Source organism: Micromonospora sp. WMMD735, from assembly GCF_049178995.1.
Taxonomy (GTDB): Bacteria; Actinomycetota; Actinomycetes; order Mycobacteriales; family Micromonosporaceae; genus Micromonospora; species Micromonospora wenchangensis.
In genome coordinates this window covers 5,490,329-5,506,113 of sequence record NZ_JBMHMJ010000002.1, presented here as the reverse complement: position 1 = coordinate 5,506,113, position 15,785 = coordinate 5,490,329, and the positions used below count along the sequence as shown (strand labels likewise).

Genomic DNA, 15,785 nt, shown 5'->3' with positions numbered 1-15,785 from the left:
GTTCCTCCCTCAGTCCCAGTCCAGCCCGCCGCGCCGCCACACGTAGGCGTACGCGACGAAGACCGCGACGATGAACAGGACCATCTCCACGAAGCCGAAGATCGGCAGGGCGTCGAAGGAGACCGCCCAGGGGTAAAGGAAGATGATCTCGATGTCGAAGACGATGAAGAGCATCGCCGTCAGGTAGAACTTGATCGGGAACCGTCCCCCGCCCACCGGCTGCGGGCTGGGCTCGATCCCACACTCGTACGCCTCGAGCTTGGCCTTGTTGTAGCGCCGGGGACCGGCGAAGCGGGCGGCGGCCACGGAGAACAGCGAGAACGCCGCGGCGAGGGCGAACAGCCCGATGATCGGTGCGTAAGGCGAGAGCGACATCTTTTCTCCTGCTCGTCCTTCCCCTGCCCCAGGTGCTTGACAAAATTCACACTATTCACGTCCCTCGTGACTGCCGTCAGCGGGGGTCGATCCCTGCCCGTGCCGGTGCCGCCGTTGGCCCTGGCCCGGTCACGCCTCACACGGCCGGGGCCGCCTTCGTCATCGCGTTGATGACCCGGTCCATCGCGTCCCCGCCGCGCGGGTCGGTCAGGTTGGCCAGCAGCTTGAGCACGAAGCGCATCAGCATCGGGTGCGGCATGCCGTGCTTGGTCGCCATCCGCATCACCTCGGGCCGGCCGATCAGCTTGACGAAGATCCCGCCGAGCCGGTAATAGCCACCGAACCGGGCCTTCAGCTCCTGCGGGTACGCGGTCAGCGCCCGCTCCCGTTCCGGGCCGGCCGGGCGGGCCAGCGCCTGCACGATGACCTCGGCGGCCAGCTCGCCGGACTCCATCGCGTACGCGATGCCCTCGCCGTTGAACGGGTTGACCATGCCGCCGGAGTCGCCGACCAGCAGGACCCCCCGGGTGTAGTGCGGCACCCGGTTGAAGCCCATCGGCAGCGCCGCGCCGAGGATCGGGCCGTCGGCGTTCGCCTCGTCGGTCATCCCCCAGTCGTCCGGGGTGTTGGCCAGCCAGTCGGTGAGCAGCCGCCGGTAGTTCGTCTTGCCGAACGCGGAGGAGGAGTTGAGCACGCCGAGGCCGACGTTGACCCGACCGTCGCCGAGGCCGAAGATCCAGCCGTAGCCGGGCAGCAGCGCGTCGCTGCCCTTGCTGCGCAGCTCCAGCCAGGACTCCAGGTAGTCGTCGTCGTGCTTGGCCGGCGAGCGGTAGTAACGCCGCACGGCGACGCCGATCGGCCGGTCCTCCCGCTTGGCCAGGCCGAGGGCGAGCGGGAACCGGCCGGAGACGCCGTCCGCGGCGACCACCAGCGGGGCGTGGAAGGTGGCCGGCTCCCGGTCGGGGCCGACCTCGGCGGTCACCCCGACCACCCGGTCGTCGCCGTCGAGCACCGGGCCGATGACGTTGACGTTGGTGCGCAGCTCGGCACCGGCGGAGACCGCCCGTCGGGCGAGCAGGTCGTCGAAGTCCAGCCGGGTGCGGACCAGACCGTAGTTGGGGAAGCTGGCCAGGTCGGGCCAGTCCAGTTCGAGGCGTACCCCGCCGCCGATCACCCGCAGGCCCTTGTTGTGCAGCCAGCCGGCCTCGGGCGAGGTGTCCACGCCCATCCGGATGAGCTGCCGGGTCGCCCGGGGGGTGAGCCCGTCCCCGCACACCTTCTCGCGGGGGAACTCGGTCTTCTCCAGCAGCAGCACGCGTACGCCGTGCCGCGCCAGGTGGTACGCCGTCGCCGATCCGCCGGGACCGGCGCCCACCACGATCACGTCGGCGTCGTTCTCCACCGATGTCATCTGCGCCTCCTCCCGCACGCTCGTGAAATGCTTCACAAGCCCGATCGGGTTGGAGTCTATGACCGTGGTTACTCCGCTGCCGGGTGAGGGGTACCTAACTTCCTGGAAACATGCCGGTCGGGGTGGGTCCGCCCCTCAGTCGGGGCGACGTCGAGCCCGCCCTCGGGCCGGATCGCCGCCGGCAGGTGGTCACGCAGCGCTCCGCCGGCCGCCCGGTCGAGCGCACCCAGCACCTCGGCCACCACCTGCCGGACCTCGGTCGGGTCCGCGCCGGCCAGCTCCCTGAGCTGGGCGACCAGCTCGGCGGCATCGTCGTCGGCGGGGGCCGTCGGGTCGGTGGGCGCTACTCCGGTCATGCCGGGAAGCTTACGTGCCAAAAAGCGATAAATATGGACATCAGCGAAAGATGTCGTTCACCCTCCGTCAGGTCCGGACGGCCCGGTGCAGGGCCACCACCCCGCCGGTCAGGTTGCGCCACGCCACCCGACCCCAACCGGCCGCACCGACCCGGGCCGCCAGGGCCGCCTGGTCCGGCCAGGCCCGGATCGACTCGGCCAGGTAGACGTACGCGTCGGGGTTGCTGGACACCGTCCGGGCCACCACCGGCAACGACCGCATCAGGTACGACAGGTAGACCGTCCGGAAGGCCGGGTTCACCGGAGTGCTGAACTCGCAGACCACCAGCCGCCCGCCCGGCCGGGTCACCCGGGCCAGCTCCCGCAGGGCCGCGTCGGGGTCGTTGACGTTACGCAGGGCGAAGGAGATCGTCACCGCGTCGAAGGAGGCGTCGGCGAAGGGCAGCCGCAGCGCGTCCCCGGCCAGCAGCGGCACCTCCGGCCGGACCCGCCGGCCGGCGTACAGCATGCCCTGCGACAGGTCCACACCCACCGCGTACGCCCCGGAGCGGGCCAGTTCCTGCGTCGACACCCCGGTGCCGGCGCCCACGTCCAGCACCCGCTCGCCGGGGAGCAGCCCGAGCGCCGCCCGGGTGGCCCGTCGCCACGACCGGTCCTGCCCGAAGGCCAGGACCGTGTTGGTCAGGTCGTAACGGGCGGCCACCCCGTCGAACATCGCGGCGACCTCGGGTGGCGACTTGTCCAGGCCGGCGCGCTGGCCCTGCGGGGTACGACTCACCCCTCCACTCTGCCAGCCCGACCCCACCCACCCACCGCTGGGTCCGACCGACCCGGGGTCGACCGGCGACGTGCCGGCGCGGGGGTGGGGCGGACGCGCGGCGGGCGGGGTGGATGACCACCCCGCCCGCCGTCCTACCGTGGTGCGGAAGACCTGCCTCCGGTCAGCTCCGCGGCTTCTCGTCGCCCGGGGTCACCAGCACGAGCCGACGCCGACGGGCGAGCATCAGCAGCGCGCCGCCCGCGAGCAGCACGACGGCGCCGATGCCACCGATCAGGGTGGCCTGCGCGCCGGTCACCGGCAGACCGCCGTCGCCGCCACCGGTGCCACCACCGGTCGTCGGGCTGACGCTGGTGCTCGGGCTCGGCTGACCGCTGGTGCTCGGGCTCGGCTCACCGGTCGGGCTGGGGCTCGGGCTCGGGCCGCTGCTCAGGTCGACGAACACGTCGAACAGCGACGTGTTGTCGACGTCGTCGGTCTCGGTGAAGACCTTGCGCTGCGCCTTGCTGGCGACCTGCGGCTTCTCCTCCGGGGTGCCCTCGGCCTCGGTCAGCCCGGCGGCGAACAGGACGCCCGGGGTGAGTACCTTCTCGGTGACGCCCGTGCCGACCTTCACCCGCACGTCGGCGGTGTAGAACTCGCCAGGCCGCAGCACCGCGCCGGAGTCCTCGCAGTACGCCACCACGCCGCCCAGGTCCTGCGTGACGCAGCTCTCCGGCAGGTCGACGAAGCTGGCACCCTCCGGCAGGGCGATCCCGTAGAAGACGCCGGTGGCCCGGCGGCTGCCGCCGTTGTAGACCGCCCAGTCCAGCGGGGCGGTGCCGCCGGGCTTGACGCCGGTCAGGCCGGTTTCGCCGGCGTCGTCGCCGTCGACCACCACGTCGGCGTAGACGTCCTGCACCCAGGTGGTCAGGTCGTAGCCGGGCTTGACCACCATGATGTCGTGGTCGACCGAGTCCGAGGTGGTGTTGGACCCGCTCACGGTCACCTTCAGCACGCCACCCTTGCCGCGCGTGTCGGTGCCGAACAGCGGGATGCCGAACTCCTCGGTGGTGCCGGCGGCGATGTCGTCGGTGGTACCGCCCAGGTCGGACAGGGAGCAGGTGAAGGCGGTGCCGCTGACGGCGCAGCCGTCCGGCACGAGCACCCCGACCTTGTTCGCCTTCAGGCCCGCGGTCTCGACGGTGACCTTCACGTCCTTGGCGTCGACCGTGCCGCGGACGTTCTGGACGGAGAACTTGAACGGCTTGGCCTTGGCCTCCTTGACGCCCAGGGCCAGCTGGGAGCTGAGCGGGACGAGGTCGAGCGTCGCCTGGTCGGCGGCGCTGGCCGGGGCGGCGACGGTGGCCAGGCCACCGACGGCGAGCAGGGCCACGGCACCGAGGCGGGCCAGGGCCGAGCGGTGGAACAGAGTCATCGATCCCCCGGGGGGCTAGGGACTGCTGGGAAAGGTGGGGCTGATGTGGCGAACCGAGCGGACGTTATCCGAGATCGACGTCGGTACGCCAGCCGTGACGTGCGATTTTGTCCCAGACGGGGCCGAACGGACGAGGAGCGGGGGCGGGACGGTCACCCGTCCCGCCCCCGTTTTATATGAACGGCCCTCCCGGGCCGATGGAGGACGTACGACACTCGTCATCCGCTCGCCGCAGGCGGTGGGCGGAGGTACGTCGGGCGCACGTTAGCGGGCACCGCCGCGCGACGCCAACCCCCGCGCCGGGGCGCCGGGAGCGGGACATCCGCCCAGCGTGCCGCACGCCGCCCCAATTGCCGCGTCTTGTGGGGGCTGGTCCCGCGCCGCCTCGGCCGAACGGCGACCACGAATATCCCCCGGGCCGACACCCGGACCCGTTCAGCCAGTCACCGGAACAGCCCGATCAGTTACTCGGGGTGACGGTCGGGGTGGCTCAGCGGGCCTCGACGAGCGGCAGCGTACGGCCGGCGCCACCGCCGGGCATGGCGATCGAGGAGAAGTGCGACACCACCCGGTCGTCGGTCGGGTCGTCGGCGGGGGTGTGGTGCACCGCCAGCCGACGGTAGAGGGTGTCCCGCTGGGCCGGGATCCGGTCGGCCGAGCGGATCATGCCGATCAGCTCGTGCAGGTTGGAGCGGTGCCGCGCGCCGGCCGAGGAGATGACGTTCTCCTCCAGCATGATCGAACCGAGGTCGTCGACGCCCATGTGCAGGGCGAGCTGCCCGACGTCCTTGCCGGTGGTCAGCCAGGACGCCTGCAGGTGCGGCACGGTCTCGAAGAACAACCGGGCCACCGCCACCAGACGCAGGTACTCCAGCGTGGTGGCCTGGGTGCGGCCCTTGAGGTGGTTGTTCTCCGGCTGGTACGTCCACGGGATGAATGCCCGGAACCCCCGGGTGCGGTCCTGCACGTCGCGGATCATCCGCAGGTGCTCGATCCGCTCGGCGTTGGTCTCGCCGGTGCCCATCATCATCGTGGCGGTGGACTCCAGGCCCTGCCGGTGGGCCAGCTCCATGACCTCCAGCCAGCGCGCACCGGACTCCTTGAGCGGGGCGATCGCCTTCCGTGGCCGGGCCGGCAGCATCTCGGCCCCGGCACCGGCGATCGAGTCCAGCCCGGCGGCCTTGATCCGGGCGATGGCCTCGTCCAGGCTGACGCCGGAGACCTTCGCCATGTGCAGGATCTCGCTCGGCCCGATCGAGTGGATGGCGAGCTGCGGGTACGCCGCCTTGACCGAGGAGAACAACTCCTCGTAGTACTCCACGCCGTAGTCCGGGTGGTGGCCGCCCTGGAGCATGACCTGGGTGGCACCCAACTCGACCGCCTCGCCGCAGCGACGCAGGATCTCCTCGGTCGGGTGGGTCCAGCCCTCGGCGTGCTTGGGCGCCCGGTAGAAGGCGCAGAACTTGCACGCCGTCACGCAGACGTTGGTGTAGTTGATGTTGCGGTCGATCAGGTAGGTGACGATGTTGTCCGGGTAGCGCCGCCGGCGTACCGCGTCCGCCGCCTCGCCCAACGCGTGGAAGGGCGCCTCGGTGTAGAGCAGCAGCGCCTCCTCGGGCGTGATCCGCCCGCCGTCCGCGCCGCGCTGCAGGATGTCGTCGATCTCCCGGTTCGCCGTCACGCCTCCGAGCGTACGCCGACCTCCCGCCCCACCCTCTGGTGGTGCGTCGACCGTGACGCGTCCCGCACCACCAGCCTCGGGCACTCGCCCAAGCCCGGCGGGGAGCAGAGGCGTGGGTGTCCGCCGCAACACTCGACACCAAATGCTGGAATCATTCCGGCATTACGCCTGACTCCGACGCTGACGAGCGCATCCTGGCCGAGTTGGAGACGATGCGGGAGGCCCTTCGCTACCAGGTCGCCGAGCCACGCCGATGGAGTGGGGCGTCCGGGCCGGCACCCGCTTCAGAACAGAGGGCTGTCCTCCGCGCTGGCTGACGGGCCCCGCCCCGATCGACGCCGGCCGACCGCCGGAAGCGCCGGGCCGGGGCCGTAGGTAACCGAGGGCCCCCGGCGTGACTCGGAAACCCGCACCAGAGTCCCCCGCTCGACCAGGTCGCTGAGCAGTCGTGACGTCGCCTGAGCGTCGAGGTCGAGAGCGATCCGCACCATCCGTGCGTTGATCTGGCCAGCAGCCCGCAACAGCTCGACGACCTTGCGCTCGGCGTCGTCGCCCTGTCCTCGGCGATAGCGGACCGCCGGGCCGAGAGCGCTCAGCACCGGGCTACGCAGCCGATAGTTCGGGGCCCGCCGTCGGGCGGTCTCCCGCGTGGGCTCCAGCATCGCCACCGGCTCGGTGCTCAGTCGCAGCAGCACCTCCTGCGACTCGACCACGTCCTTCTGCAGGAGTGGGGCCGCGTCGACGGCGGACACGACGCGATGGGTCAACAGGTGGTAGAGGATCAGCAGGGTATCGGCGTCGTCCTGCTCAGCCTCGGGCAGCGCCGCGACGTAGCGGGTGACATGCCGGTTGGGTGCGCCGCCGAGCAGGGTGACGGTCACCTGGTCGGGTTCCTCGACGTACCGTGGCGGTTGGTGGCCCACCCGGACCATCTCCCGGTACATCCGATCCACCCCGACACCCGCCTCCTCGGCGAGCCCCAAGACCCGCACAGCCCTGGCCAGCGCCGGGTTCCGTGGCCGGGAGGTGGTGGTCAGGATGTTCTCCACAGTCACTCCGAAGACCAATGGCCCGGGTGAGGCCACGAGCAGTCGGGTGGGGGCATGCTCGATACGCACCGGTCCGCCAAGGCGGTAGTCACGGTGGACGAGAGCATTGACCACCGCTTCCCGGACCGCCGCCTCCGGCAGATCGGCCAACTGCACCTGCTGGCCACCGGGCAGGTTGACCGGTGTCTTGTCCACCCGGGCGTCGATGATCTCCAGCACCCGTACCAGGGTGCGCAGCAGCGGCCCGGCGATCCGCTGCACGACGGTCGGCTCACCCGCAGGGGTCTTACGGAACTGGTAGACCGCGAGATCCCGGGCATCCTGCTGGGGGCCGGGATCCACCAGCAGGAGCGCACCAGCGTGGTTGAGACGACCCTCGGGACCGAGCAGGCCCAGGATCCGTAGCAGGTCGCCGTCGGTTTCGGAGGCGTAGCGCCGCCGCGCCGGGTCGGGACTCTGCCGGAGCAGCCCCCGCGCGATGTCGAGCGCCACCGGCGACACATCCGACCTGTCCAGTTCCGCATCGCCAGCGGACCAGTCGACGCTGTGTCGATCGGCCAGTGCGGAAGCAATCTGCGCTGCGGTCATCGGCACGCAGGAGGTGCCGACCCGATGGGTCGTACGCTGATCAACCTGGTGGATGTCGGGGCTGCGGGGAACGGAGACCATGAGAAGCCGACGCCCCGCGTACTCGATCTCGTGGCTGGAGACGATGAGCGACGGCTCGGTGAGTTCGTAGATCCGCTGAACGACCCGGAGCGGATCGAGGTCGGTGCCCTCGAACGCCTCCGAACCGGCGATCCGGTCGTGCACTCCGACCACCAGCACGCCGCCGATGTCGTTGGCGAAACAGGCCGCTGCCGCCGCCAGCATCCGGAGCGCATCCTCCCGGGACCGGCCCTGCCGCTTGAAGTCCAGCGTCCTCGACTCAAGCGAGTCGGCGGTCTCCCCCGCGAGGATGCGGGCGAGCGCCTCTGCTGGCTCCTTGCCGGTCATCGGAGTTTCCCATCAGTTTTAGCGAACCCTTCCCAGCAAGGGTAAGACAAAACTACGGGAAAACCCGGCAACGGCGGGGATTCTGCAGCCCATCTGGCTGCGGCCGTACGATCCGGCTGACTCGCCCGGTCCGATCCCGTCCGGGGTCGAGCGGTTCCGGTGACGCAGGCGGGACGAGCCGGAGCCGCCGAGCGAGGCCGAGCGGGAGGCCGCCCGCTACACGGTGGTGCCGGTGTCACCCGACGCGGCGCAGGCGCTCGGCGACGATCGGGGCGAGGTCGGGCTGCAACTGTTCCGCGACGAGGACCGGGACGGCAATCCGCCGCACCCGGACGAGGCGGTCAGGCTGATCGAGGAGGCCTGGGGGGAGCCGGTCGCCCTCATCGAGCACCACTCCGACCTCCCCTACTGGACCGCCCACCTCCGCACCGACTGACAGTGCGCCGGGGCCGCGAATCCGGCACATAACCATCGATCCCGGGCGAGTCGCTGACGTCATCAGCTCGACAGGGCCCGCAACAGACACAGGACCCCCGCCCGAGAGCGAGGACAGGGTCACCGGCCCCCGGAGGCTCGAAACCACCGCCGGCAGTGCCGCCGACCCGGCTATCCGTCGTAGTCGACCGTCAGGGTGTCGGTGGTCGGGCTGGACTGGCAGGTCAACACGTACCCGGCGGCCACCTCGTCCGGCTCCAGGGCGTAGTTGCGGGCCATCGTCACCGCGCCGGAGACCACCTTCGCCCGGCAGGTCGAGCAGACCCCACCCTTACAGGCGTACGGCAGCTCGCCGCGCACCTTCAGCGCCGCGTCCAGCACCCGCTCGTCGCGGCCCATCGTGAACTGGGACGACCGGCCGTCCAGCACGATGGTCACTTCCGCGCCGCCGGTCGACTCGCCGCTGCGGCGGACCGGCTCCGGTGGGGTGTCGACGTGGAACAGCTCGGTGTGCACCGCCGACTCGGCCAGGCCCCGGCCGGTCAGCACCGCCTTCGCGTCCAGCACCAACTGGTAGGGGCCGCAGAGGAACCACTCGGCGATCGCGTCGCCCGGCACGATGGTGTCCAGCAGCCGGCCCAGCCGCTCGGCGTCGATCCGGCCGGACAGCAGCGGCGACTCACCCGGCTCCCGGGACAGCACGTGCACCAGGTGCAGCCGGGTCGGGTAGCGGTCCTTCAGGTCCGCCAGCTCCTCGGCGAACATCACCGTGTTGGCCGTGCGGTTGCCGTACACCAGGGTGAAGGTGCTGGCCGGCTCGACGGCCAGCGCGGTCGCGACCAGCGCGAGCACCGGGGTGATCCCGGAACCGGCGACCACCGCGCCGTAGTGCCGCACCCGGTCCGGCGCGAACGCCGTGGTGAAGTGCCCCAGCGGGGGCAGCACCTCGACGGTGTCACCGTGCCGCAGCGCGCCGCAGGCATAGCTGGAGAACGCGCCGCCGGGGATCTCCCGCACCCCGATCCGCAGCCGGCCGTGCCGGGCCAGGTCGTCAGGTGTCGAGCAGATCGAGTACGACCGCCGCACGTCCGCACCGGCCCCGGGCCCGCCGCCGGTGCCGGCCGCGTCCGACGGCGGCGCGGGCAGCCGTACGGTCAGGTGCTGGCCGGCGGAGAACGCGAAGGTCGCCCGCAGCTCCTCGGGCACCGCGAAGGTGATCGCCACGGCGTCGTCGGTGAGCCGGTCCACGGCGGCCACGGGCAGCGGGTGGAAGGCCGGCCTGCGGCGCACCGGGCGGGAGATCGTGACAGTCACAGCGCCTTCAGGTGGTCGAAGGGTTCGGAACAGGACCGGCAGCGCCACAGCGCCTTGCACGCGGTGGAGCCGAACCGGCTGAGTTGGGTTGTCTCCGGCGACCCGCAGCGCGGGCAGCGCACCGCCAGGGTCACCGGCACCGCCGTGCCGTCGCCGCGCGGGGCGGGCGGGGCGATGCCGGCGGCGGCGAGCTTGGCGCGGCCGTCGGCGGAGATCCAGTCGGTGCTCCAGGCGGGGCTGAAGACCGTGCGGACCTCGGCGTCGGGATGCCCGGCGGCGGTCAGCGCCCGCCGGATGTCGTCCCGGATCACGTCCATGGCGGGGCAGCCGGTGTAGGTGGGGGTGATCGTGACGACCACCCGCCCGGTGGCCGGGTCCTCGTCGACCGCCCGCAGGATGCCCAGCTCGTCGATGGTGATCACCCGGATCTCCGGGTCCACCACCGCCGCGACGGCCGTCCTGGGGTCGGTCACCGCCGCCGTCCCCGGCCCGACCCGCTCACCACCGGGCCCCGGGGTGGGCGCGGTGCAGCACCTGCATCTCGGCCAGCAGGAAGGACAGGTGCTCGGTGTGCACACCGTCGCGGCCGCCGCCCGGCGTCCAGCCGGTCTCCGGCCGGGTCAGGGTGGCCTCGGCCAGCACCGGGTGCACCACGGCCTCGAAGTCGGCCCGCAGGGTGGCCGGGTCGACCGGGGCCGCCGGGTCCGCCGTGAACAGCTCATGGTGGTACGGCCAGAGCTGGTCCAGCGCGGCCTGGGCGCGGCGGTGCGACTCGTCGGTGCCGTCGCCGAGCCGCTTCACCCACAGCGCGGAGTGGTCCAGGTGGTAGGCGGACTCCTTGCGCGCCTTCGCGCCGATCGCGGCGAGCCGCTCGTCGGGGCAGCCGGCCAGCGCGGTGTAGAGCGGCACCTGGTACGCCGCGAGCAGCAGCAGTTTCACCATGGTCACCGCGAAGTCGCCGTTGGGCAGCTCGACCAGCAGGCAGTTGCGGAACTCCCGGTCGTCGCGCAGGTACGCCAGCGCGTCCTCGTCCCGGCCGGCGCCCTCCAGCTCCCCCGCGTACGACAGCAGCAGGCGGGCCGCGCCGAGCTGGTCGAGGGCGATGTTGGCCAGGGCGATGTCCTCCTCCATCTCGGGCGCGCGGGTGGCCCACTCGCCGAGCCGCTGGGCGGCCACCAGCGCGTCGTCGCCGAGGGCGAGGGTGAAGTCGAAGGGGCCGTTCACAGGGCCGGTCTCCGTTCGCGACTGCGGGGCTCGCAAACCCGGCTCACTCCTCATGCTCACAGGTGGGCCACGCCGTCAGGCACCTCGTAGAAGGTGGGGTGGCGGTAGACCTTGTCGGCGGCCGGGTCGAAGAAGGCGTCCTTCTCGTCGGGGCTGGAGGCGGTGATCGCACCGGCCGGCACCACCCAGATGGAGACGCCCTCCTGTCGCCTGGTGTAGAGGTCCCGGGCGTTGCGCAGGGCCAGCTCGGCGTCGGGGGCGTGCAGGCTGCCGACGTGGGTGTGGGACAGCCCCCGTCGGGCCCGGACGAAGACCTCCCACAGCGGCGAGGTCACCGCCGCCCGGGGCGGTTCGTTCTGCTCGCTCACGCGGCCACCTTCTCCCGCTGGTCCGTGGCCCGGCTCTGCGCGGCCCGCTTCGCGGCGTACGCCGTGGCGGCCTCGCGTACCCAGGCGCCGTCGGCGTGGGCCCGTCGCCGGTGTTCCATCCGTTGCCTGTTGCAGGGGCCCTCACCGGAGATCACCCGCATCAGCTCGTCGTAGTCGGGCTGGGTGAAGTCGTACGCCTGCCGCTCGTCGTTCCAGCGCAGGTCGGGGTCGGGGATGCGCAGGCCGAGGACCTCCGCCTGCTGCACGCACATGTCGACGAAGCGCTGCCGCAGCTCGTCGTTGGAGAACCGTTTGATCTTCCAGGCCATCGACTGCGCGGAGTGGGTGGAGTCACCGTCCGGCGGGCCGAACATCGCCAGTGACGGGTACCACCAGCGGTCGAGCGCGTCCTGCGCCATCGCCCGCTGGGCCGGGGTGCCGTGCGCCAGGGTGTGCAGGATCTCGTAGCCCTGCCGCTGGTGGAACGACTCCTCCTTGCAGACCCGGATCATCGCCCGCGCGTACGGCCCGTAGGAGCAGCGGCACAGCGGGACCTGGTTGACGATCGCCGCGCCGTCCACCAGCCAACCGATCGCGCCCACGTCGGCCCAGGTGAGGGTGGGGTAGTTGAAGATCGAGCTGTACTTCTGCCGACCGTCGAGCAGCAGTTCGACCAGTTCGTCGCGGCTGACGCCCAGGGTCTCGGCGGCGGCGTAGAGGTAGAGGCCGTGGCCGGCCTCGTCCTGCACCTTGGCCAGCAGGATGGCCTTGCGCTTGAGCGAGGGGGCCCGGCTGATCCAGTTCCCCTCGGGCTGCATGCCGATGATCTCGGAGTGGGCGTGCTGGGCGATCTGCCGGACGAGCGTCCGACGGTAGGCGTCGGGCATCCAGTCGCGGGGTTCGATCTTCTGGTCGGCGTCGATCACGTCGGCGAAGTACGCCGCCGGGTCCACGCCGGGCGTGGCGGTGCCCTCCCGGGCGCGGGCCGCCGCCTCGCGCAACGCCGCCTCGGCGGCCTCGACCTGACCGAGCAGGCCACCACCGGGCGTGTCCTGCTCCGGGGCGAAGTCGTTGCCATACATTCGTCAAGTGTTACAGCTCGCCTCCGATGACACCAGAGGGTGTAACAGGATTTGAGTAGCGGCTTCCGTTACCAGGTGGATGCGCTCGGTCGATACCAGGACACCTCCTCGGATATGACTTGGGTCACTGATCAAAGATGAATACCCACAAGGGGCGCAAACCGTGCCTATATCTCGACTTACCGGCAGTTTGCCGTGCGTCGGATTCTGGCGAGTCGGCTGTCCGGACGTAGACTTCCCCGGTCACCACCGATCGGCTACCGACGATCGCCAGCGAGACACAGGCCACTCCCCCGGCCTCGGCGGTCGAGCCGACACCCGCGGAAGCAGCCGGTCCCCCCGGCCTGACATCTGGAGTTCACCCACGCATGCGATCTCGCGTGATCATGGTGCTCGCCGTTATGGCGGTGCTGCTCGGCACCGGCCTGCTGGTGCCGACCGCGTACGCCAAGCTCGCCGGCGACGACCCGACCGGCGGTACCGGCGGCGGCACGGCGGAGAAGGTGCCCGCGCCCGCGCCGACCGCGCCCCCGGCGCCCACCCTGGCCGCCGCCCCGGTCTCGGTGACCTTCAAGGGGGAGTTCTTCGCCTGGGCCCTGCAGGACCGCAAGACCGGTCAGGTCTCCGGCTCGAAGAACATGACCTCGACCAGCTCCACCGAGTCGATGCTCAAGGTCTGGATCGTCTCCGACTTCCTGCGCGAACTCGGCGACGAGAAGCCAGCTGCATCGATGTTGAAGCTCGCGAGCATGGCCATCCGGGACAGCGACGACGACGCCACCAACAAGCTCTACGCGAAGGCGGGCGGCTCGTACCGGGCGCTGGACAACGGCCAGCCCGGCCCGGTGCTCAAGCGGGCGATCACCATCTGCGGTCTCAAGGACACCAAGCCCGGCAACGTCCCCGGCTACGAGGGCTGGTGGAGCTTCACCCGGATGTCCCCCCGCGACGCGGCCCGGCTCGGTGACTGCGTCGCCGACGGCAAGGCCGCCGGCCCCCACTGGACCAAGTGGGTGCTCAACGAGATGGCCCAGGTCCGGGGCAGCGTGGGCAAGCAGCTGGCCCGCTCCGGCGGCGGCCGCTGGGGCATCATCGACGGCCTGCCCGACGAGATCACCAAGCAGGGCCCGGTCGCGATGAAGAACGGCTGGACCCCCCTCAGCTACGACAGCAACTGGCACGTCAACTGCCTCGCCGTCACCGACAAGTGGAGCCTCGCCGTGATGATGCGCTACTCGATCAGACAGCCGCTGAGTTACGGCGCCAAGGTGTGCGCCAGCGTCGCCACCCAACTCGTCACCCCGCAGCCCGGCGCCGCGCTCAAGGTGCCGCAGCCGCTCGGGAAGCTCTGATGCCGGGCAGCCGGCGGCCCGGCCGCTCCGCCCGGCGGGACCACCGCCCGCTGAAGATCGTCGCGGTCGCCGCGGTCCTCACCGGCCTCGTGCTCGTCTCGCTGCGGCTGCTCCCCGGCTCGCCGATGGAGTCCACCGCCGCCTCGCGCTGGGGTGACACGTCCACCGCGTCCCGGTCCACCGGGTCGGCCGTCGACCGCCGCAGCCGGCCGACCCCGGCACCGTCGCCGACCCCCTCGCTCACCCCGCTGCCCTTCGCGGACCGGGACCTCGACCTCGACATCGAGGGCTGGTACGCCTGGAGCGTCCTGGACCGCCGCACCGGCACGATCATCGGCTCGGACAACATGGCCGAGACCAGCACCACCGCCTCGCTGATCAAGTCGTGGATCGTCGCCGACTACCTGCGCCGGGCGGCCGAGAAGGGGCAGACCCCGAGCGACGCCAAGCTCGCCGACGCCACCCGGATCATCCGGGACAGCGACAACACCCGGGCCGAGCAGTTCTACAACGGGGTCGGCCGGTCCGCCTCGATCAAGCGGCTGCTCTCGCTGTGCAAGCTCACCGACAGCAGCGTGGCCGACGACGGTGGCTGGAGCCGGACCAACCTCTCCCCCCGCGACGCCGCCCGGCTCGGCAACTGCATCGCCGACGGTCGCGCCGCCGGCCCGACCTGGACCAAGTGGCTGATCAACGAGATGCGGCTGGTCCGGGGATCGGGTGACTTCGGCATCCGCAAGGCGTTCCCGGCGGCCCAGCAGAAGAAGATCGCCATCAAGAACGGCTGGATCGACCGGACCCGCGAGCAGGAGATGCACATCAACTGCCTGGCCATCGGCGACACCTGGACGATGGGCGTGATGGTCCGCTACCCGATCAACCTGGGCTACGAGTACGGCATGAAGAACTGCCAGAAGATCACCAAGGCCCTGCTCGGCCCCAGCACCTGACCGGCTCGATCGACTCCGGGTTGATCGACTCCGGAACGCCGATGTAGCGGTATCCCCGGCCGGGGATACCGCTACATCGCCGCACAACCGGTTGGGTCAGCCGGCGAAGAACTCCGGGCCGCCCTCGGGCAGGGCGGGGGCCTCGCCGGTCGCCGCCGCCCGCCGGGCGAACTCGCGCAGGCCGGCGACCTGCCGCTCACCCAACGAGAAGTCGAGGGCGCGGAAGTACGTGGCCAGCGTCGCCGCGTCGAACGGCTCCCAGCGGGCCGCCGCCTCGGCCACCTGGTCCAGCTCGGCCAGGCACAGGTCACGGGAGCGCAGGAACGCCTCGTGCACCTCCTTGACCAGGCCCGGGTGGGCGGCGGCGAAGTCCCGGCGGACCGCCCAGACGGCGAACACCATCGGCAGCCCGGTCCACTCCCGCCACGCCTGACCGAGGTCGGTCACCGCGAGCCCCCGACCCGGTGCCTCGTAGAGGGCGCGCAGCGCCACGTCACCGATCAGCACCCCGGCGTCGGCCTCCAGCAGCATCTGGGTCAGGTCGGGCGGGCAGCGGAAGTACTCCGGGTGGACGCCGTACCGGTCGGCGAGCAGGAGCTGGGCCAGCAGCACCCCGGTCCGCGAGGTCGAGCCGAGCGCGACCCGCCGGCCGTCCAGCTCGGCCAGCGGCCGGGTGGAGACCACGTTGACCGAGAGCACCGGCCCGTCGCTGCCCACCGCCAGGCCCGGCAGGAGCAGCAGCTCGTCGGCGTGCCGCAGGTATTCCACCTGGGAGATCGGGCCGATGTCCAGGTCACCGGCGACCAACGCCGCACTGAGCCGGTCCGGCGAGTCCTTGTGCAGGTCGACGTCGAGCAGCGCGCCGGAACGCATCAGCCCCCAGTAGATCGGCAGGCAGTTCAGGAACTGGATGTGCCCGACCCGGGGACGTGCCACGCGCTCAACCATGCCCCGACCGTATCCCCGCCGGCCCGTACCGGCTCACCGGGAGGCCCGG

General features: G+C 71.4%; 16 protein-coding genes. 3 read left to right on the top strand and 13 right to left on the bottom strand.

The features are described 5' to 3' along the window. Positions 1-9: 9 nt before the first annotated feature. From ACN268_RS24010 to ACN268_RS23980, 7 genes are all read right to left on the bottom strand, one after another. Positions 10-375 carry an NADH-quinone oxidoreductase subunit A gene (locus tag ACN268_RS24010; RefSeq protein WP_067300536.1) on the bottom strand — a complete coding sequence of 122 codons (366 nt, stop codon included), beginning with the start codon at positions 373-375 and terminating at the stop codon, positions 10-12. Between the two features lie 136 nt (positions 376-511). Further along, positions 512-1,786, bottom strand: coding sequence for a geranylgeranyl reductase family protein (locus ACN268_RS24005; RefSeq protein WP_421485098.1), 1,275 nt, complete (start codon positions 1,784-1,786; stop codon positions 512-514). Positions 1,787-1,854: 68 nt separating this feature from the next. Beyond that, the gene (locus ACN268_RS24000) at positions 1,855-2,142 is read right to left on the bottom strand and encodes a hypothetical protein (protein WP_421485097.1); all 288 of its coding nucleotides are present in this window, start codon (positions 2,140-2,142) and stop codon (positions 1,855-1,857) included. Between the two features lie 67 nt (positions 2,143-2,209). Beyond that, a complete protein-coding gene (locus ACN268_RS23995) occupies positions 2,210-2,920 on the bottom strand; it encodes a demethylmenaquinone methyltransferase (RefSeq protein WP_421485096.1) in 711 nt (236 codons plus the stop codon). A 163-nt stretch (positions 2,921-3,083) separates the two neighbouring features. Further along, positions 3,084-4,337 (bottom strand): LPXTG cell wall anchor domain-containing protein, encoded by a 1,254-nt coding sequence (locus ACN268_RS23990; protein WP_421485095.1) that lies wholly within the window; start codon positions 4,335-4,337, stop codon positions 3,084-3,086. Between the two features lie 490 nt (positions 4,338-4,827). Then, positions 4,828-6,018 (bottom strand): cyclic dehypoxanthinyl futalosine synthase, encoded by a 1,191-nt coding sequence (mqnC, locus tag ACN268_RS23985; protein WP_421485094.1) that lies wholly within the window; start codon positions 6,016-6,018, stop codon positions 4,828-4,830. Positions 6,019-6,302: 284 nt separating this feature from the next. After that, a complete protein-coding gene (locus tag ACN268_RS23980) occupies positions 6,303-8,063 on the bottom strand; it encodes an ATP-binding protein (protein ID WP_421485093.1) in 1,761 nt (586 codons plus the stop codon). Between the two features lie 232 nt (positions 8,064-8,295). On the opposite strand from ACN268_RS23980, the gene ACN268_RS23975 reads away from it, so the two are divergent. Next, positions 8,296-8,499: a hypothetical protein gene (locus ACN268_RS23975; protein WP_421485092.1), complete on the top strand. Its 204-nt coding sequence runs from the start codon at positions 8,296-8,298 to the stop codon at positions 8,497-8,499. Positions 8,500-8,669: 170 nt separating this feature from the next. On the opposite strand, the gene paaE is transcribed toward ACN268_RS23975, so the two are convergent. Genes paaE through paaA form a run of 5 tightly spaced genes read right to left on the bottom strand, consistent with a single transcriptional unit; the run spans position 8,670 to position 12,486 of the window. Then, on the bottom strand, positions 8,670-9,812 hold the full coding sequence (gene paaE / locus ACN268_RS23970) for a 1,2-phenylacetyl-CoA epoxidase subunit PaaE (protein ID WP_421485091.1): 1,143 nt from the start codon (positions 9,810-9,812) through the stop codon (positions 8,670-8,672). Beyond that, positions 9,809-10,285: a 1,2-phenylacetyl-CoA epoxidase subunit PaaD gene (gene paaD, locus ACN268_RS23965; RefSeq protein ID WP_421485090.1), complete on the bottom strand. Its 477-nt coding sequence runs from the start codon at positions 10,283-10,285 to the stop codon at positions 9,809-9,811. Before paaD ends, paaE begins: the two co-directional genes overlap by 4 nt. A gap of 25 nt (positions 10,286-10,310) precedes the next feature. Next, positions 10,311-11,090: a 1,2-phenylacetyl-CoA epoxidase subunit PaaC gene (paaC, locus tag ACN268_RS23960; RefSeq protein WP_421485089.1), complete on the bottom strand. Its 780-nt coding sequence runs from the start codon at positions 11,088-11,090 to the stop codon at positions 10,311-10,313. A gap of 2 nt (positions 11,091-11,092) precedes the next feature. Beyond that, positions 11,093-11,404: a 1,2-phenylacetyl-CoA epoxidase subunit PaaB gene (gene paaB, locus ACN268_RS23955; protein ID WP_204925759.1), complete on the bottom strand. Its 312-nt coding sequence runs from the start codon at positions 11,402-11,404 to the stop codon at positions 11,093-11,095. Continuing rightward, the gene (gene paaA / locus ACN268_RS23950) at positions 11,401-12,486 is read right to left on the bottom strand and encodes a 1,2-phenylacetyl-CoA epoxidase subunit PaaA (protein ID WP_421485088.1); all 1,086 of its coding nucleotides are present in this window, start codon (positions 12,484-12,486) and stop codon (positions 11,401-11,403) included. The genes paaB and paaA overlap by 4 nt, the downstream gene beginning before the upstream one ends. Before the next feature lie 368 nt (positions 12,487-12,854). On the opposite strand from paaA, the gene ACN268_RS23945 reads away from it, so the two are divergent. Next, on the top strand, positions 12,855-13,838 hold the full coding sequence (locus ACN268_RS23945) for a hypothetical protein (RefSeq protein WP_421485087.1): 984 nt from the start codon (positions 12,855-12,857) through the stop codon (positions 13,836-13,838). Beyond that, positions 13,838-14,788 (top strand): hypothetical protein, encoded by a 951-nt coding sequence (locus tag ACN268_RS23940; RefSeq protein ID WP_421485086.1) that lies wholly within the window; start codon positions 13,838-13,840, stop codon positions 14,786-14,788. Before ACN268_RS23945 ends, ACN268_RS23940 begins: the two co-directional genes overlap by 1 nt. Positions 14,789-14,884: 96 nt before the next feature. Here the strand turns inward: ACN268_RS23940 and ACN268_RS23935 are convergent, their stop codons facing one another. Next, positions 14,885-15,736 (bottom strand): menaquinone biosynthetic enzyme MqnA/MqnD family protein, encoded by an 852-nt coding sequence (locus tag ACN268_RS23935; RefSeq protein ID WP_421485085.1) that lies wholly within the window; start codon positions 15,734-15,736, stop codon positions 14,885-14,887. Between the last annotated feature and the right edge of the window lie 49 nt (positions 15,737-15,785).